This is a genomic window from Segatella copri, from assembly GCF_051861805.1.
GTDB classification, from domain to species: Bacteria; Bacteroidota; Bacteroidia; order Bacteroidales; family Bacteroidaceae; genus Prevotella; species Prevotella copri_M.
Genome location: NZ_CP146520.1, coordinates 36,986 through 56,855 on the forward strand (window position 1 = coordinate 36,986; position 19,870 = coordinate 56,855).

The following is a 19,870-nucleotide window of genomic DNA, read 5'->3' on the forward strand; positions in this document are numbered from 1 at the left end:
CAGGAATTTGGTCTATTCCAAATTTAGCACCCAGGATTGCTACTGCTGCATTGGTATCCGCATCTCCTACACATCACAGTATGGATTGATGCTAAGATCAAGAGCAGAAGTGGCATCATGATTTGTTCCGGTATTTATTATTGCAATAATTTTGCTTTCTATGCCTGGAATTCTTCTTCCGTAAGAACTCCAGCATCCCTGAGCTGCACCAATTTGGTAAGTTCATCACCCAATTTGTTCAATGCCTCAAACAAAATAATACTTTTGGGACGATAAAGCAAATATATCAGTCCTCCGAAGAGCACTAGAATCAACGCTATCGCCCATTCCAAGCAAGGGTACTTTCCTAACTTCTCTAGCACTCTGTCCATACTTTATCACATTCTATATTAATACCACTTTGCTACACCACCATGATGCGAACATGTACCTCTTCGACTTTGGCTAAAGCTATAAGTGCCATCACGACATAAGGCTGTTGCACCTGCAGGACGACCTCTATATCTTGTAGGAGATTGCACTCTATTTCCATAAGAATTTGTATAATAGCGATTTCTATAAGTAGTATGTGACCTTGATAACTTGTGGTTTCCATAAGATATTCTGTTCTTAGATAAATAAGATGCTTTAACATAACCTATATAGCTACCATATCTTACAGGTATCCACTTGCAATTACAATCATCATCAATTATCACAGGTGTACCTTTGGGAAGAACCATTACGACACGATTATTTATACCAGGTCCTTCTCTTAAATTCAATGCAACAGTAGTGTACTTTGTCTGTCCTACGATAGACAGACACGCTAACAACATTACCAGAAACAAATATACCCTTTTCATCTTCTTAACTTTTCAGCAAAGAGTTGCACCTCTTATAAAGAAAGTGCAACTCCATTAATCTTATATTCTCTTTAGCAAACTCCATATTTCACGAATCCAAAGCACAAATGAAGAGCCTATAATGATGATTACCCAATCCTCAAACTTCAGACCTGTTACATTGAAGAAATTCTGCAAACCAGGAATCTCTACCATAGCAATCTGACCAGCCAAAATGATAGTTGCAATAATCAACAAGCCCTTGCATCCCTTGAAATGAAGCGCACTTTTACCTGTCTCAAATGCTCTTGCACAGAAGAGATAGAAGAAGTGAGTCATCACGAAGATGGTGAAGAATAAGGTCAACTCGTAAGGAGTAAGATCATCAGATGCACCTAACTGAACGTTGAGTAAATCTGTTAACTGCGTAATATTCGAATGCTCAAAGACATAAAGTAATACAAGCAGCAACACAAAGAAGAATCCACCTACGCCCAAGATGTTCTGATACATCGCCTTATTCAGGATAAAGGCATTTCTATCTCTTGGCTTATCTTTCATCACGCTCTCTGATGGAGGCAAAGATGCCAATGCCATTGCAGCAAAAGTATCCATAATTAAGTTTACCCAAAGCATCTGAGTTACGGTAAGCGGACTTTCCTCGCCCATAAATGCGCCAAAAAGAACGATAAAGCAAGCAGCCACATTCACAGTCAACTGGAAGAGCAAGAAACGTTGGATATTCTGATAGAGTGAACGTCCCCACATCACCGCCTTGCCAATACTACTAAATGAGTTATCGATAATGGTAATATCAGATGCCTCCTTTGCTACAGAAGTACCATCACCCATAGACAAACCAACATGAGCAGCCTTCAAAGCTGGAGCATCGTTGGTTCCGTCACCAGTAACAGCAACGACTTGGTTCTTCCTTTGCAAAGCCTCAACTAATCGTTTCTTATCCATAGGACGAGCACGAGAGATTATCTTCAAATCTAAGACTCTCTTATCCAACTCTTCGTCAGAAAAAGCAGCAAACTCTGGACCAGTAATAATATTCTTATCACCATCCTTTGCTGTCCACAGACCAATTTGGCGACCGATTTCCTTAGCTGTACCAGGAGTATCACCAGTAACAATCTTCACATTGATACCGGCATTCATACATTCTGCAACGGCTGCAGGAACATCCAGACGAACAGGGTCGCTGATAGCCACAACACCCATAAAGGTTAAATTATCAGCCACAATCTTACCATCCTTGAATACGTCAGCCTTACCATCAATTATTTGACAAGCGAAGCCGAGAGTACGCATAGCTTGGTTCTGATATTCAACCAACTGATTCTCAATATCAGTTTTAGAAACATTGTTCTCGATGTTCTTGCACAAACCACTTACAATTTCAGGAGCACCCTTGACATAGAGAATTGTCTTGCCTTCAAACAATGAAGACTTAACAATTGTTGCCATATACTTACGCTCCGTAGAGAAAGGTAACTCCTCCAAAACCTCAGCAGACTCACGTAGATTCAGATAATCAACGCCAGCCTTCTTGAGCCAAAGAAGCAAAGCGCCCTCCGTAGGATTACCCAATACTTTTACAGCCTCAATATCTGAATAATCCAAAGAAGCAGTAGAATTGACAGCGATACCTTCCTCAATCAACAGACTATCCTTATCATTACCCAACGTCTGAGCTGATAGACCATAGAAATTAGTATCATACACTTGCATCTGATTCTGAGTCAAAGTACCAGTTTTATCGGTACAGATAACTGTCGTAGCACCCATTGTCTCACAAGCATGCATTTTACGAACTAAGTTGTTGGTCTTCATCATTCGAGTCATACTATAAGCCAAGCTCAGAGTAACAGCCATTGGCAAACCTTCTGGTACCGCAACAACCACAAGTGTTACTGCAATCATCAAGGTATCCAACGTATATGTAATCAGCTTAGCTATTTGCTCACCCGGCATCAAAGCATCATGGAAATAAACTACCATACCCATCAATATCACAAAATAGCCAATGATTGATGGAACAACAGCTTTCCAACTCCAGTCGTCAAACTTTTTAATAACCATCCAGAAGAAGATGCCTGTAGGAACCGCCAATGTCAAAACAATAGGACTCCAACCAAAGAACACCATCAGTTTGAGAACGATAATAAGCGCAGCGAAAATATAACTCAACTTGGTTATCAAGTCTGCCAATCCATCCAACTGTTCATTTAATGGTGTGCGAACACTATCATCTATTTGTGCTGCCTCAAAGACTTTACCATTTTCCGTTTTGTCGCCAACTGCCAAAACTTTGAAAATACCATGACCTTCCATCACCTTTGTACCACGCATCACATGGTTAGAAGGGAATGTTGCATCCTTATCAAACTCCTGTTCATGAATTGTTTTATGGCAAATAGGCTCACCAGTCAAAGAAGACTCATCAACATTCAAGGTAACCGCCTCTAAAAGTTCTCCATCAGCAGGAATCTCCTCACCTGTATTTAACACGACAATATCACCAACAACAACATCTTTCTTCTTGATAGAAGTTGTGTTTCCATTTCGGATTACCTCTACCATTTCGTCGTCATTAACTTGGTTGAGGACAGAGAACTGCTTATCAGCCTTTAACTCAAAGATAAAGGCGATACCAGTGGCAAGCAAGATAGCCACAAAAATACCAACTGGCTCAAAGAAAGTCTCTGCACCTTCATGCAATCCCCAAAACTCATAGCAAGAAATGCCGATAGACAACACTCCGGCTATCAGCAAAATGATAATCAGCGGATCACCAAACTTCTCTAGGAATTGTTTCCATAGAGGTTCTTTCTCAGGTGGTGTCAAGATATTGGCACCATGTTTACTACGGCTTTCGAGCACCTGGGCATCGGTCAAGCCTGTGTAATGATGTTTTTGTTCCATAATATAATTGTTTTTATTTGATTTTCTGTTTATATGTAATACGTAATACTTTCTTCGTTTTGTCCATCTCTATCTGTCCCAATTTACACAGAACACTTTGACCAAGAAGCAAAGCGGCAGCCTGATTGCGAACAACAGAAGCCTTGATATTATTCAGATGTAAAGAACCGAGTTTTACTTCTTTCAGATTAATGGTCGTACCTTCCGTTATATTTCCATCAGCAGTCTGATATTTCTGCTTGCCAAATGTGATATTACATCTAGATAAATTTGGTTTAAATTTGTGAGAGACAGGATTCTTTGATAAATATTTAGTTGAAACATAACCAAAATATCCATTATACCCTACTATCCCCCATGAGCAATTGCAATCTTCATCTATGGTAACTGCAGTTCCATTAGGTATTGCAGGTAGGACATATGAATGCGCATTTGACTCATATCTTGAATTAAGATTATTAGTAACATTCTTTGTAAAACCAAAACTATTTGCACAAACAGACAATAGCAATGCTACAACATAATACAAAAAACTCTTATTCATATTATAAAAATATTAATTCAAGCAAATACCTCATTTATCATTTTCAAACTCAGTTTCATTTATAGCTATTGTTTGGAAATTGTTTTTTGCAGAACTATCAATAACATTAATTTCCAGTTTGTAGTTTACAATCTGGGTAGAATTTTTCATACCAAAGTCAAATATATCTGTGCTTTTCTCATAAAAAGCATTCTTGGTAAATTTTCCTAAAGTATGATTTCCCTCAGTTTTTACCATCCAATCATTACCATAAGCCAACTTTAAATAATATTTACCTTGTGGTATTTCATTGACTGTCACAGTCTGACCTTCAGGGACAAACATATAACGAATACATTTGTGCTCATTCAGACTCATAATTTTGACTGCCACACTAAAACCTTTCCCTATAGTTATATCAAAATAGTTATCTTGTAAGCCATATACAGGTTTTATACCCATAGACTCATCAAAATCGCCACCTTCTGGTGTAGATAACTCCCATCCATTTGACATCATAGTTTCTTGAACAGGAGTTACAACATTATTGTCACCTTGCTTATCTTTTCCTACTAGTGAGCAAGAAGACAATAATGCCAAAACATATATAAAGAACAACAACTTTTTCATCATACTATAAGAATTCATGATAAATCATTAAAACCAACATCAACACAGCAATGATACGACTCAACAAACGCCAAGCCTTACGATCATTTTTGTTTTTAACATGTCCATCAACAAAAAGAGGGACAACAAACCACAGCACAATTGCTAATACTATATATAGTATCATAGTCGTTTAGATTATGGGCAGGTGGTTATATAGCTAACCATCTGCCCTAATTAAAAAATCTGATCCAATTTAATGTACAAGACCATTACGGTACATTTCATTTACCTTTCCTTGGATCTCTGCATAATCATTACCTAACTTCTGCTTTCTAACAGAACCATTTCCGTAGATACCTCGAATCACTTGCTTAGCCTTAGCTTCAACAGAGCCTATTGAAGAACTTTCTGCATTGGACTCTTGCAGTGACTTTACATTTGTATCAACAGGTACGGATTCCTTAGATTGCATATTCTCCTTTTTGTCTTCAGTTTCTGTATTGTTAGATTCTTCATTAGAAACAACTGTTGGCTTCTCTTTTTTAAGAGTATCAGCTATCGTAGAATCCTTCTGGACAGAATCTTTTGTCAAAGAGTCTGTGGCAACAGCATCTGAATTTCCAGTAGACTGGTTATTGCCAAAAAGCACAAATCCAGCTATGACTACAACTATTAATGCAGCCAAACCTCCCAACAGCTTTTTACGACTTTTTGTAGGTGTAGGATTTGGGGCTATAGGTTCCTCTGTCTCCACTATCGAAGAGTTTTTTGTTTTAAGAGTAACCTTTCTTTTTAGTTCAACCATGTTCTTTTAAGAATTACAAATCAAAGCGAAACCAGGAATTTCCTCAAAAGCAGTTCCCAATTCCATGACACGGCTTTCGTTCTTTAAAGCGTATTGACCATCATTGTTCTTAATAGAACAAACACAATAAACATGTCCTTCTTCTTTGGAATCTGCAAGTACTTCCAAATAGTCACCAGAGTCACTTTGTAGCTCAACTCGACCACCTTCATCTGCATAAGTAACATCCTCTCCCTCAATAGCCGCATCATAGTTGACAATGCAAACAAAAGCCTGTTCTATCTCATCAAGACTAGCAATATTTATCTGCTCAGTCTCTTCATTTCCCGGAGCAGGCTCTTTGTTATCGCCTAAATGCAACATATAAGGGAACTTATCCAATGACCCTAAGTCGCTCTTCTTACCACGATATTCATTCGAGAACACACCACCAACAGAACCGTCCTTTTTCTTAAAGAACAAACACAAGTCCAAATCTGTAGCTGAACTCCAAAACAACTTTACTTTCAATTTACCAGAGAAAGTAAAGGCACACTCCTCTTGCTTTTTACGAAGAGTAATTTTCTTTTTCAATGTAATTTCTGCCATAATAATATTACTTTTTAAATTATACAATTAAAAATCAAAATCATCTTTAGATACTTTCGATTTTCTATTTTTGTTCTCTAGTTGATTAGAACCAAAGAAATCATCGTTCTGCATTTTTCTCTTATTTATATTAGAACTTCTTTTTTTCTCCTTCATTGAAGAATCAAAAAAGTCTTCTTCCGATTTATTCTTTAAGAAATCCATTGCAGTTTCTTCCTCGAAAATTTGTTTAAACAGTATTTTCATTTCTGCAGAATGCTCAGTAAACTCTTTTTGCATAGCAGATAGTCTTTTCTTTGCGTCATCAAATTCTTTATCAACAAGCAAAGCTTTCACTTCGTTTATTTGTTGTTTAAAACTATTTTCTTTCTGCAGTTTCATTAACTTATCTTTTGCTATTTGCATATTACTTTCTAAGACATCATCATTTTTTATAGATAATGCCTTTTCTGTACACTCTACAACTTTATGCCAATCTTCATCAAAAAGGGCTTTATGTATCTGTTCATTTAACTGTTTCCACAGCTGCTCCTTTTCGTTAAACTTTATCCTATTATTTTTCAATTGTGCCAGACACTCTGTCCATTGTTTTTGATTATTGACATCAATACTCAATAACTCATTACAAGCTACTATAGACTTTTCAAAGTCCTCTGTATTTTCTTTCGGATGATTTACAATTTGTCTTAAAGTATCAATCCTTTGGTTTTGTTTTTTTAATTCCACTTGAATTTCTGAAGTTTTATGCAATGCCACTTCATTATGTTCATCAAAGGAAAGAACCTTTCTAAGTTCCTCCAAAGCCTCATTGTATGATTTTTGAGCCAAGAACAAATCTGCACGAGTCAAATACTCTTTAACTTGTGCAATATCATCTAAAGCCTTACGGGCTTTATCATGTATCATCTTTGCCTGTTCAGAAGAAGGCATCAAATTGAGAGCTGCATCACTTTGGGATAATGCATCTTGGTATTCATGCTCTTTGAAACTTGCCTCAGCACGTTGTATTATGCTGTTATATTGTTGCTGCTTCACCTTCTGCTCAGACAAAAGACGAGTAGCCTCTTCCTTCTTCGCCATCGCCTCTTTATCTTCAGGACGATGCGTTAACGCAATTTTTGCCCAATCTAACATTTGGGCATAATTTTGCTTTCTTTCAAAAACAGCAACATTTTCCATTGCCTCATTATATCTAAATTCAGCCTCTCGCGCTTCCTTATCTTTTTCCTGTTGTTCCTGGTTTCTACGCTTAGCTTCGTCCATACGGTCTTTTTCCTCTTTAGCCCTTTGCTTACGAACCAACTCCAACTCACCATTAGCCATAACAGCCTTAGTCTCCGCAGAAAACTGAGAACAATCAATAACCGAATAAACACCTATTATATTAGGTAGTTCCGTTTCTCTATAGAATAGATAATTTTTATCATCTAGTATATAACATGAGCGAATCGATTCCAAGAACTGCTTGTTTGTGAAAGTATTTCCTAGGAAAACCACACCCCTAACTTCATTATTGTTGACCTTAGACTTTTTCACAAAACTATCTATTTCACGAACAACATCATCAACAATAATATGTGTTCTTAAATCAATATCATTCTTCAAGACCATCACTGCATATTGATTTGTCATTCCTGAGAACGAGATATTATTGAGGCTAATAGGACGTCCATTTTTTACATTATCCAATTTTACAAGCCAATTATCTACTTCGGGTTCTAATCTCTGATATTCTTTTTCAAGATCTGAAGTAGATGACAAAAAATTGGTGCGTTGATTGATACAACCAACAACATTTTCCAACAATGCACGGCTTCTCAAATCTCGACCATAGCCATCTAAAACCATCTCATTTTGAAGCACACAATCTTTTCCTTGTTTCTTAAACAAGGATACATGAAGATTTTCATTGCAAGCATTCAAAACCAAGACAAAGCCATCATCTTTAAGTTTATTATTCCTAACAGAATGTTCTAATGTCAAGTGCTCTATACGAGCTACAGATTCTTTCACATGGAAATGGTTTTGCCCCAATACTTTTGTCAAAAACAGAAAACGAGCATCATCACTAATATCTTTCGAAAAAGAAACATAAGTTTCAACCATTTCTGTCTCAGTCAAATCCATAGACTCTCTCAAAGAAGCCAAAATTCTTGAAGCTTTAAAAATATCACATAATTCTTGCTTTCTATTGTAATACAAAAAATGTGAATCACTTTGGGTCATCTTTGAGAATATATCCCCATAATAATGAGGCTCATTATTGCGATAATGAGATTGATTGTCTCTTCCATACACTATCTCATTATTGGTAGTATCTTCATAGAAATACAGCCAATAACGGTCCTCCTTATTATCAGGGATGACAAGACGAGGTACACCATCGGTGCAAACGGCTCCGATGATGTACCATTTATCTATATATAGTGTAAGTTCCTTCATTTTATTGATCAAAAACTTTCTTTATTAAAGTATCTAAGAAGCAAACGCCCTCTGCTATAATCAAAGGTTGGTGATAATGGAAGCTGCCATCCTCACTTTTTCTTGCCTTTCGATACTCAGTATCATTATTACAAATATAGCTAGCTATACGATTAGGCAAGTCTGCCAAATCGCTTCTCAATGCATTATCTGCCTGTGGATACAAATGAGTTTTTACACTGACAAAATCCAAGAAGATATTCATAAACTTCTCGAAATTCTCTATGCCTGAGAAATCAAAATTGTTCATTTCATTTGCAAAATAATCCCCAGTCAACTCATCTTCTGCTTGCAGCTCTTTGGGGGCACCATTAGCCATAATATATTTGACCCCAGACTCACCACAGATATCAGATTCTGAAGAAAAAGCCTTCTTTTCCAACTCTTTTGGATCACAAAGTCCTTTGGCAACTTCAGCTTTGTTATCTTCTGCTATCTCATCACGATAAACAACATCTAGTTCTTTACCAACTACCAATCTAACACCTGCATTAAGACAATCTGCATAGTATTCTCTTGTTGCACGTACTCCCGCTGAATTTATCAACCAGTGGAAAAGTCTTCCACCCTTACCAAAAGATAGTACATCAACTCTAGAAACACGTTCCAAATGCTCAGCTTTAATTGTTTTACCAATCAACATCCCAGAATAGTACAACAGCATGCCTGTTACATAAGCTGGTATCGTAAATACAAATTTTGCATTTACATCTATCGAGCTATAGAACTCCTCATAATCTTCTGTCGTTTTTAACTGGTCAAAGATACTATTCAAGAAATACGGTGCCTTTGAAGGCTCTGTTAATATTTCTTTTATGTTCGACACATACACATTGGTCTTATGCCCTTCATGGAAAGACAACAATGCCTGTCTGAACGTATCTGACTTAATAACAGCGTTGAAAAATACTCCTGCTGCTAAACGAACAGAACTTTCTCTATAAAGCGTTGCTTTATTTCCATTATCTGAATCCTTGGCAAGCAAAAGTATATCACTGGTGCTACCACCAACATCAATACCCAAGAACATATTGTTGCTATTGAGTCCGAAATTCTGCGAGAGAGCATAAGAGCATACAGCCTCAGCTTCCGTAACAGCATTCTGATGATATGCCAAAGTCGTCTTAGCACCAACTATTGGAGTTAACTTACAGAGACTATTGTAAATTTTATCCAATTCATTGATGTCTGCCTCCATCATCGAACCAGGACAACTCCACTCCAACGTTGTAGGCTTTATCTTATTAGTATAAAGATAAGCACATGTTTGCAACCATATAGACTTCAAAAAAGCACCTTTTTTTTGCTTTCCCTTATCATCATCCAACCATTTCATATTATAATGCAAGATACCAGCTTGGGTTGTAATCTCATACTGATCCATTTTCTTTACTAGAACATTTGGACGGTTTACCGGGACACCACCTGCGACTTCTAAAGATTCATTATAACAATTATAACGATTATCATGCTCATGAAGCCATGACTTAGCCTGTCCATTACCCGAAGGGTAATTCGTAAAGAACAACAATTCATTATTCTCCGCTATTGCTTTCGGGTCATTATTTTCCTGTCCAACTAATACAGAGCGGTAGTTTTCAAAATGAACAGGAGTAGCACCTTTGTTGTCTTCATTATAATAGACACAAGTATTGTTACTACCAAAGTCGATGCCGACTGTGGCAGTTCCCCTCATTTCGAAAGCAGTTCTATCCTCAATAACTTGAGGTCTAAAAATCAAGAAACCTGCATGTACTTCCTTGCCTGTATCTTTAACCGAAACGGAAAGACCAGCTAAAGGCTTGTCTGCCCCTACGATATTATACTTAGGCAAGTTTTCACCTTGCCCTGCAGGATAAGTAACTAACTTTTTTACATCCACAAGTTTTTCTTGATCTGGAGCTGGTTCATAATCTCCTGTCCAAAACTCTCCATCAATATTTTTCAAGAACTCACCACCCCATTTAAATATAGGCAGGAATTGCTCCTTGGCATCAGCAGTGAACTCTGAGTATAGATAATACTTATTCCATTTTTCTGAAACGAAGTTTGGCCACATAATAACTCTACCTTGATCAGTAATCCAATCAATTTCATACTCGCGAGTATTTAAAGTAACCTTTTGACCATCGATTTCTACAACCAATGTTACAGCCAACTGACCTGCATCGGTAATAACTCCAGACAAAGATGTATTACTACCTTCAGAATAGCCCAACAAACCTGAAAGACTATTTTTAAAGATATCTACACCTTTTTCTGACAAAGGTAAAGAAAAATAGCTAACACTACCATCCTTCAAATCCTTGACAGACAAATAAAAGACGGGAGCATCTGAAAGTTTTGGTCTTGCCGCAGCATCTTCTTGAAATCCTATTACATACTTATCCTCACTTAATAACTTTTGGATATCACCAATTAACTTATACTCTCCATTATTAGTATAAGTAAAGGTATAATCAGGCTTCAAATAAACTGGTACATTACTATCAAACAAGATTGAGAATGGACATTCTAAGTTTGAATATTTTGCAATAGGTCCCTTGTCACGAAGGTTATTCCCTCCGCGACTTAATATTTTTTGCTCCCAATTACGACTCATATCCTTAAATCCATTCAAATCTACGTTGGGTTTATTACCGCGTTGAGAATTTATCTTCTTCTCAAAATCAGCAAGATTCCCATTAAGATTCTTAACAAAAAGATATACCTTTTGCACTTGTTCTGGATCCAAGTAATTAGTAGGGTCTTCAAACTTACCGTCTCTATACCAATTTATATCACTGGCATCACTTCCTAAATTATCATATGAAATGCCTGCAAAGACACCTGTTAAAGGTGAAGTTCCACCAACAAGATGATTCCTGTAATAAATCAATTGAATGAATGGCTGAGTGGCAGGATCTCTTTGAAGTAAATCTTGGTTACTCCACACATCTTTGTCTTCAAACAGCATTCTTCCAAAGGCAGACGCTATATCATAATCATCGCCCCTCGCATCCATAACGATAGGTTGGGAAAAGCGGATTCTATCGGGATACAAAGCAATTACTGCTAACAATCCTTTCCATTCTCCCAACAACAACTCATAATACTGTTGCAACCCCGACTTTTGGATATTCGGATCAGGAGCTGCTAAAGTCTGCAGGGCAAACTTAAACAACTTAGCACGCGCCCATGGAGTTGGGACACCAGAAATTAAACTTCCTAATTTATCTGCAGATAAATTCTCTAAGATTTTTCCAGTTTCAATTCCTTGAATATAAGAACGAGCCATAGTTAACTCATTCCATTGTCCTTGAGTTCCTGTAGTTATATCTGTATAACTTTTTATCAACAATGCTTTTGACATATTATAGTCCTTTCTTATTTGAAATTATAAAGTGAAGACAATGTATCGTAAATTAACTTATTAAGTTGTTCCCCATTATTCGTTATATTTTTCCAAGAGGAATCTTTGTCACGTGTAAGCAAGAACTGCTTCTTGAAAGAATCAAACTTTGAACCCAAAAAACCTGTAGAATAATGATTATCTTTGCCAATTCCCTCTGTTCTATATAAGTTCTTGTTCCAAGATAACTTCATTAAACTCTTCAAATCGGATGGAGAGAAAAGACTTGCATTAAACAAGAAATTATCGCCTCCACCTGCTGAACGATGAATCTGCTTTAACCATCCCTCAGATAGAGTCCCATTAGCATTTACCCTAACAAAGAACAAATTGAAATATTCTTTCAAAGCCAGCACCTGATTTACATTAATATCCAAAAACTCTTGGATTTCCTTTACACCACCAGAACGAACGCTTTCTACGAAATCATCCGTCCCATTGCAGAACAACGAAAATGCTATCAATAGGCCAAACTTTTTGGCAAACTCCTCAGCTCTTTGTTGTCCCACAAAATCTTGGAAATCAAATTTTCCATTATTATTTATGGCACGATACTCATAATCAGTCTTAACATTTTGCTTATTGACTGCCAATACACTTTCATCCTCATTATAGAAACTTAACGCAGAAGAAGCTGCTAAAAGTTCAATATAATGAGAATCATTTTTCTGTTTTTCTCCACCGGTTATGGTCTCCGAAATATTATCTTTAGCCATTGGATTCCAGTTCAAGCTATCTGTGCCCATCATATAAAACTTCTGGTAAGTACTTTTTACCGTTGAATCATCTTCATAAAACATCATAGCGACCTGTGAATTAAGAGCAAACTTATCACTTGTAGCTATTACTTTTTGGTTGGTCAACTCATTGCTAGAAGGTGCCTTGAATGAAAAATAGGCAGTCAACAATGTAGACCCGAAATATGCACTCTTCAAAACATTAACGGCTCCATTAGTCATAATCTCTGCAGCTTTTGATATAGCTTGAGGTATAATAGGTATAGAAGAGGCACCTGTGCCGCCAAAAACAGATCCTAAGATAAACACTCTAGGATTACCAGTTTGAGCCTGCTTTGCCAATTCTCCCAAAAAAGACTTTAAGTCATTATTTGTCGGTGATTTTGCCGCTTCAATGATGGAATGGTACATCATCATAGAGCCTAAATGGGTTTGAGCACGATAGCCATGACGGAGATTAAATTCTTCAACAGTTTTTGCCAAAACGAGATCAGCTAAATCGGTCTCTTCACTATGATTATACTGAGTATCACTATAACCAAAAACATCCTTAAATGTACTTTTGTGCTCATAATTAGGACTAAACTCATAGTACTTAATATTAGCAGAAAAGAATGTATCTTGTAAGGCAACACGAGAAGAAACCTCCACACCTTTTGTTTTGACATATGCCTCCTTAACTTCTTTCAGACGAGAGAAGTTTCCATTATTTTTATCAGTATCCAAAGCTAACAAATGAATATCTGTATTGTCAAACATTCCCATGGCACAAAGATGAATCAATGATTCTATACACCTCATACCTGTACCACCGATACCTAATACAAAAAACTGCTTTGCCATAATCCTTATTTATTACGTTGTTTGCCTAATATTGAACCAAACTTTGCCTTACGAAATAGCGTTGTCATAATAAGCAAGCTAATACCAAAATACCCCAAAAGCACAGCAAACAAACACAGCAAATTGGTTTGTGAATACATGTGCTTAAAGCCAACATTGGCAATACGATGAACGTTAACTACGTCATTATAAATCCAAAATCCAAGTCCAGCGACGAAACCAATAATCACCCACCAAACTCTTCTTTTGACATATGACTTATCATTTCCTCCTTGCCAAGCAATCATGTTTGACACTAAATAAGCAATCGCAATGGCTATAAAACACACTGCAATTGCATAAATCCAAGTTGAATTTTGCAAATCTTGCAATTGACTTAATGTAGCAATCTGTCTCATATTCTTAGCTATTTTTCATTACTCTTAATATAAATTGTATAAATTAAAGCATTATCCATCATCTTCTTGATAGATGGATCTGTTAAGCATTGCTTAATACTTTCTGCAACAGAACTATTCATCTGTCCAGGTACATCTATGGATTGAAAATCAAACATCGACGAATAGTTATCAAAGACATAGTCCACCCCATTTACACAAATATCCACTTTTGTATAATTGTATGGAGAACCATCAAGACATACATCATTAAAGGCTGGATCTAAAAAGATATTGACCAAGCTATGAGTCTTGAATTCTTTCTCGTCCAAAGCAAAAACATTTGTTGTTTCTTGCAAAGGACTTTGCATTTTCACAGCTTTTAAGCCTGCAACTTTATTGCTATAGAATTCTGCATAAGGCTCATTGATATCATAAACCTTTAATGCAATATCTTTAATTCTAAAGCAGCCAAAAGAGTTTCTATCAATTTTCAATCCAGAAATTACCGGTTTACCAGTTGGCAAAGGATTTCCATTCTCATCAACATTTGTATTTAGATAGATGTTTTGGATACTATTCCAATCAATACTCCAGTTTTGAATTTCAAAATTTCCATATCCGTCTACTATAGCAGCCAAGTCTCCGTCAGGCTTCGAGTATGTTCCTTCGGCCATTATTGTTGGATGACTAACAGACATATGATATATATCAACATTCGGATATTTTTTCATATCTACACACTGCAAAATTCTGTCGTATATATTATTAGGTACACGAGAATCCGTAAACAAGAAATAAAAACGCTTCTTGTCAAAAACACTTCCATTATATGCCTCTTTATATGGTTCTGCTACAACATATATATCATGGCCTTTTTTCAACCATTTGCTAAAAACATCTTTCAAATATGGATCATTAACATGACTTTTTGCAACAGTTGGTTCATAATACTCTCCATCTGTCAACAACACACCTTCAGAATTTCCTTCAACAATATTTTCAGCTGCCGTCAAAATATCTGCATAATTAGTTTCTTGAATACTACTAAGCAGAGTAAACACCTTCCCAGTTTCCTTCTTTATGGAATCACCTTTTATTGAATAAAAGTTCTTTGTTGCAGCCGTCAAAGAAGGTATCATATCTGAGAAAAATGGAGAAGTTTTCAAAGCTTGCGCCATACAAGTTGAATAATCTACATACAAAGATAAATTATCTGAAGTCAACCAATTTTCATTACTTTCAAAGTTTATTTCTTGAAATTCGGAAAGGTATTTAACATCATTAGGTGTTTCTATTTTTCCACAAGAACAAGAGCAAATCATTCCTATCCCCACAACAAGCGTTGCCATGGACAAAACATTCAGGCCTTTTGTCAACCATTTATTCATCGTATTAATAACACTTTGCGACCTGCTTGCTCCCTATTTACAAGTCTGATTAGTTTATCGGTTAATACGAACATAAAAAAAGCGTGGGAACTGCCTGTCGTCTGTCCCACTGATAGAGGCCTTCGCATTGCCCGATACTGCTGAACAGACAACGTTAGAGCCCACGCCGATATGATATAAGCCACCACATGGAGTATCTTACCTATTATTATAGGTATACAATACTCCATTGGCTGTGATATAATCACACCCGTAGACACCTACCGTTGCTAAGTCCATGACAGTATCTGAAAGTTGCGAAGTTTCTATCAGTCGTGAACAAAGCGCCAAGTATGCGCCTCAATATGTCGTGTCTCTTTCCCACCCTATTCTCCTCTATCATAAGGTTTAACCCTATATGAAAGGCTCGGCGTGGTTCGAGACTTTAGCTGCAAATTTTATGTTTTTATACATTTCATCCGCTAACCGCCTACAAAATTACAGAAAATTATCGAAACAACAAAACTTTTATCGAAAAAAAAATCAAAAAAGTTGTGTGAGGGGACACAATTAGAAAGGAGAAGCAGTCTTACTTGGCTAGCAACTTTAGATTTTGGGGAATGTTTCCACATAGTTTCCTCATTTTCCACACCATCTACTTTTGGTACACAAGACATAATCATCTGATAATCAACCTATATCATTTTCTTCCATCTTTTTGGCACGCAGATTGTGACTAAGAATAGCGGGTTCGACAATGAATCCACAAAGAAAGTAAGAAAGTAAGTAACATTAAATAGTAACAATTTTAAAAATATACGATTATGAAGAAGTTTATGTTTGCAGCTATCGCAGCTATGGTAATGGTTTCAGTAAGCAACGTTTTTGCATCAAGCAGAATGGTAGGTAACGCAGAGGTAGCACCAGTTGATACCGTGGCTCCGGATGCTCCTTCAGATACAACAGAAGTTGGCACTCCTATCCAGCCACAGGCTACCACTGAGGATTCTACCCAGCAAGAGACACCAGCAGAAACTACTACTGATACTCCTATAGCAACAGAAGAGAACACCCAGGCAGAGCAGCCAGCTACAGTTCAGGAAACTCCACAGGAGAATACCCAGGAGGAGACAACTCAGCAGCAGGAGGCTACTGAGACAGAGCAGCAGGCAAATGCTGAATAAGAAGTCACAAGAGAGTTCTGTAGAGTTCTATTGAGTTCTATTTGCAGACGACATATTAAGAATAATAGGGAAAGCGCAGAATCCTGCTGGCTGTGATACCAGCAGGATTCTGCGTTATTATCACCCATTGATAAATATCACCCAATCCTCTATGCTGAGCTGACTAAACTTGGATCAGTAAGGATTAATCGCGCGCATACGTATAAATGTTTTTTCTCAAAAAAAGTATCAAAGTCTCATTATTTATATAAAGCCTAATGTTATATATCTAACATTCAGATGGTTTTACAGAATGAGACTTCTCTAAAAATAGCGAAAGAAGTATCATAGAAGTATCATAAAATTATGGAAATGCATCATAAAAGCACTAATAAGAAGCAGAAAAATGCTATTAATAAGCGGAAATAAGCTACAAAAACATATAAAAAAGTGCTGTTTTCGGGCAATAAATACCCTATTTTCTCGTTATAATAGAAATTTTTACCAAAAACATAGCAACTATGGATGAAAAGGAACTTTTGAAAAAGGCTTTCGAATACGGAAACGTACCTAGCCTCATCACCTATTGCTTCACCGAACCATGTCCGATGAAAGACAAGTGTATCCACTATCTATCCGGCCTCTATAAAAACGAGGAAACTGATAGAGGAAGTGCCATCTTCCCAAATGCCCTGAAAAACGGGAAATGCGAGTACTTCGCTCCGCTGCGTGTCGTGAAAATGGCATGGGGATTCGACAAACTATTTGCCGAAATGAAAGTGAAAGACGCACCTGCATTACGCGCCGAAATGAGAGACTACCTCGGTAGCAAAGGACAATACTACCGTTACAAACTGGGACAACTGAAACTCCTCCCGGAACAACAGAAATATATCAAACAGCTCTTCGCCAGATACGGATATAAAGACGTTGAATTCGAACACTTCTCTGAAGAGATTGACTTCACTAACAGCTAATCTTTCCAAGAATTTATTGTTCTACTTTTTCAGTTCATCAGATGTTCCCTCTGTGCCCACTAGCTGATCCTACCATGCCCGTTACACGGGCATCCACAGCCCACCAAGCGGGCATCCACAGAACAAGTGCTGGGCAACAAGTGCCCATAAGGCGGGCAATGAGTGCCCAAATATCGGGGCTCGTTTTGGGCAACACTGAAAAGAGTTTATAGTTTACAATTTATAGTTTACAGTTTACAATTTACAGTTAACACTTAACCATTAACCAGAAATACAATGAAGGTAACTATCGTACATACAAATAACAAGAAGCAGCTCCTCGTAAGCACCAAGACGATGGAGAAGTTGATGGAACGATTCGCAAGGGATGATAGCAAACTGACTATCACCCACTTCCGCGAAAGCGTTCCGTATCTTAGCAACAACTATGAAGGCTACAAGGATATGCCGAAATGGATGCACATCTATCCCGCTGCTGAATTCACCAAAGATGACAACAACAACCTGAAGATGAAGGCTTTCAACGGTATCCTGCTGCTGAAATTTGGCAACATTACCGATGTGGATGGTGTGGAGGGTGTTAAGCGCTCGGTAGCCATTCTGCCTTCTACCCTTGCCGGCATCACAGGTGCCGACGGAAAGACTGTTATCGTTCTGATAAAATTCCAGGGCGAAAAGGATTCCTTGCCTACATCTGAAGCGGATGCCGAGCATCTCTATCGCATCGCTTACCAGCAGATTTTCCCTGTATATCAGGCCATTGTCAAGGCTTCGATTCTTGTAGATGGTCCGAAACCTTCTATCGAGGCAGGCTCTACCCTATCCCTAGAGCCTTCGATTCACAACAGTTTCATGATGACGCTCGATGCGGCGCCTTATTTCAACAGCAAGGCGGTGGCGATGAAGATTGATAGCCATGTACGTTCTCAAAATCTTACTCCAAACACAGGAAATAATCAGCAGATGATAGCTGATTCCGGAACAGCTGAAGCAAAGAATGACAACAAGAAAGAGGATAAGAACAGCGTGAGAAGCAACATTGTGAGTATGATGAAACTGCTGGAAAGCAGATATGATTTCAGATATAACACAGTGATGAAATATGTGGAATATCTGCCGAAGGACAAGGGATGGTATGGCTACCGACCTGTGGAACCCAGAGTGCAGAAGCGCATGACGCTGGAGGTGCAGCTGGCTGATATCCGGGTGAGCATCAAGGATGTACGTAATTTTCTGGAGTCTGATTATATCAAAAACTATAATCCGATAGAAGAATATCTCTTCCAGTGCTACGACAAATGGGATGGAAAGGACCATATCCGTGCCTTGGCCCGCACGGTGCCTACCGCCAATCCCCACTGGGCAGACTGGTTTTACACCTGGTTCCTGGGCATGGTGGACCAGTGGCGCGGCTATTCACATCGCCAATACGGCAACTCGGTGGCTCCGCTTCTCATTTCCAAACAGGGTTACAACAAGAGTACTTTCTGTCGCCGACTGTTGCCGCCGGAACTGCAGTGGGGATATAGTGACAATCTGATTCTCTCCGAAAAGCGTCAGGTTTATCAGGCGATGGCGCAGTTTATGGTCATCAATCTCGATGAGTTCAACCAGATTTCGCCACAGGTTCAGCAGGGATTTCTGAAGAATCTCATCCAGTTGCCTACGCTGAAATACAAGCCTCCGTATGGCAGTCATGTCATGGAATTTCCTCGTCTCGCCTCGTTCATCGCCACGAGCAACATGAAGGATATTCTCTCCGATCCATCCGGCAACCGAAGATTCATCGGTGTGGAACTGACGGGACCTATCGACGTGAGCGTGCGCCCGAACTACCAACAGCTTTTTGCTCAGGCACTTTCTGCCTTGAACAATGGCGAAAAGAGTTATTTCGATGCGCAGCAGGTGAAGCTGATTATGAAGAGCAACAGCCAGTTTGAAATAATCCAACCGATAGACCAGTATTTCCTTCTCTATTTTGAATTGGTTGAGAATGAGAAAGAGGGTGACTATCTTACTGCCGCCGAAATCTTTGACTATCTGAAGAAGCAGATTGGTTCATCGCTCAAGGTAAACAGCCTGATGGGATTCGGCAGAAAACTGGCGAATATGAGTGAGTTGAAACACAAGAGATTTGCAGATGGAATGAAGTATCTCGTAAAGAAAAAGTGAAATAATGATACTTCTATGATACATGAATGAGACTTCCCGGCATCAGAACCGAGAAGTCTCATTCTTTTTATCTTAT

At 38.0% G+C, this 19,870-nt stretch carries 16 protein-coding genes; 3 read left to right on the forward strand and 13 right to left on the reverse strand.

The genetic code is table 11. The features are described from left to right. Positions 1-158: 158 nt before the first annotated feature. The 13 genes from V8Z93_RS00205 to V8Z93_RS00265 all read right to left on the reverse strand — a co-directional run bounded on the left by V8Z93_RS00205 (position 159) and on the right by V8Z93_RS00265 (position 15,503). Positions 159-371, reverse strand: coding sequence for an SHOCT domain-containing protein (locus V8Z93_RS00205; RefSeq protein ID WP_439432011.1), 213 nt, complete (start codon positions 369-371; stop codon positions 159-161). An 18-nt stretch (positions 372-389) separates the two neighbouring features. Then, on the reverse strand, positions 390-845 hold the full coding sequence (locus V8Z93_RS00210) for a DUF3761 domain-containing protein (RefSeq protein ID WP_439432012.1): 456 nt from the start codon (positions 843-845) through the stop codon (positions 390-392). A gap of 60 nt (positions 846-905) precedes the next feature. Continuing rightward, positions 906-3,755: a cation-translocating P-type ATPase gene (locus tag V8Z93_RS00215; RefSeq protein ID WP_439432013.1), complete on the reverse strand. Its 2,850-nt coding sequence runs from the start codon at positions 3,753-3,755 to the stop codon at positions 906-908. Positions 3,756-3,768: 13 nt separating this feature from the next. Further along, a complete protein-coding gene (locus V8Z93_RS00220; RefSeq protein ID WP_439432014.1) occupies positions 3,769-4,299 on the reverse strand; it encodes a retroviral-like aspartic protease family protein in 531 nt (176 codons plus the stop codon). Between the two features lie 30 nt (positions 4,300-4,329). Further along, positions 4,330-4,911 carry a hypothetical protein gene (locus V8Z93_RS00225; RefSeq protein ID WP_439432015.1) on the reverse strand — a complete coding sequence of 194 codons (582 nt, stop codon included), beginning with the start codon at positions 4,909-4,911 and terminating at the stop codon, positions 4,330-4,332. 1 nt (position 4,912) lies between these two features. After that, the gene (locus V8Z93_RS00230; RefSeq protein WP_153090138.1) at positions 4,913-5,074 is read right to left on the reverse strand and encodes a hypothetical protein; all 162 of its coding nucleotides are present in this window, start codon (positions 5,072-5,074) and stop codon (positions 4,913-4,915) included. A gap of 69 nt (positions 5,075-5,143) precedes the next feature. Continuing rightward, positions 5,144-5,695 carry a hypothetical protein gene (locus V8Z93_RS00235; RefSeq protein WP_439432016.1) on the reverse strand — a complete coding sequence of 184 codons (552 nt, stop codon included), beginning with the start codon at positions 5,693-5,695 and terminating at the stop codon, positions 5,144-5,146. Positions 5,696-5,701: 6 nt separating this feature from the next. Continuing rightward, positions 5,702-6,283: a hypothetical protein gene (locus V8Z93_RS00240; protein ID WP_439432017.1), complete on the reverse strand. Its 582-nt coding sequence runs from the start codon at positions 6,281-6,283 to the stop codon at positions 5,702-5,704. A gap of 27 nt (positions 6,284-6,310) precedes the next feature. Beyond that, complete coding sequence (locus V8Z93_RS00245) at positions 6,311-8,725, reverse strand: hypothetical protein (protein ID WP_439432018.1); 2,415 nt, start codon at positions 8,723-8,725, stop codon at positions 6,311-6,313. A 1-nt stretch (position 8,726) separates the two neighbouring features. Continuing rightward, the gene (locus V8Z93_RS00250) at positions 8,727-12,116 is read right to left on the reverse strand and encodes a hypothetical protein (RefSeq protein ID WP_439432019.1); all 3,390 of its coding nucleotides are present in this window, start codon (positions 12,114-12,116) and stop codon (positions 8,727-8,729) included. Between the two features lie 14 nt (positions 12,117-12,130). Further along, entirely contained in the window at positions 12,131-13,735 is a 1,605-nt protein-coding gene (locus tag V8Z93_RS00255) for a hypothetical protein (protein WP_439432020.1), read from the reverse strand. Positions 13,736-13,740: 5 nt separating this feature from the next. After that, positions 13,741-14,133, reverse strand: coding sequence for a hypothetical protein (locus V8Z93_RS00260; RefSeq protein ID WP_439432021.1), 393 nt, complete (start codon positions 14,131-14,133; stop codon positions 13,741-13,743). Positions 14,134-14,141: 8 nt separating this feature from the next. Further along, complete coding sequence (locus tag V8Z93_RS00265; protein WP_439432022.1) at positions 14,142-15,503, reverse strand: hypothetical protein; 1,362 nt, start codon at positions 15,501-15,503, stop codon at positions 14,142-14,144. 803 nt (positions 15,504-16,306) lie between these two features. On the opposite strand from V8Z93_RS00265, the gene V8Z93_RS00270 reads away from it, so the two are divergent. The 3 genes from V8Z93_RS00270 (at position 16,307) to V8Z93_RS00280 (ending at position 19,794) form a co-directional block, all read left to right on the forward strand. Beyond that, a complete protein-coding gene (locus V8Z93_RS00270) occupies positions 16,307-16,666 on the forward strand; it encodes a hypothetical protein (protein ID WP_439432023.1) in 360 nt (119 codons plus the stop codon). 500 nt (positions 16,667-17,166) lie between these two features. Beyond that, complete coding sequence (locus tag V8Z93_RS00275) at positions 17,167-17,622, forward strand: DUF6078 family protein (protein WP_299330573.1); 456 nt, start codon at positions 17,167-17,169, stop codon at positions 17,620-17,622. 276 nt (positions 17,623-17,898) lie between these two features. Further along, on the forward strand, positions 17,899-19,794 hold the full coding sequence (locus tag V8Z93_RS00280) for a VapE domain-containing protein (protein ID WP_439432024.1): 1,896 nt from the start codon (positions 17,899-17,901) through the stop codon (positions 19,792-19,794). Positions 19,795-19,870: the final 76 nt, after the last annotated feature.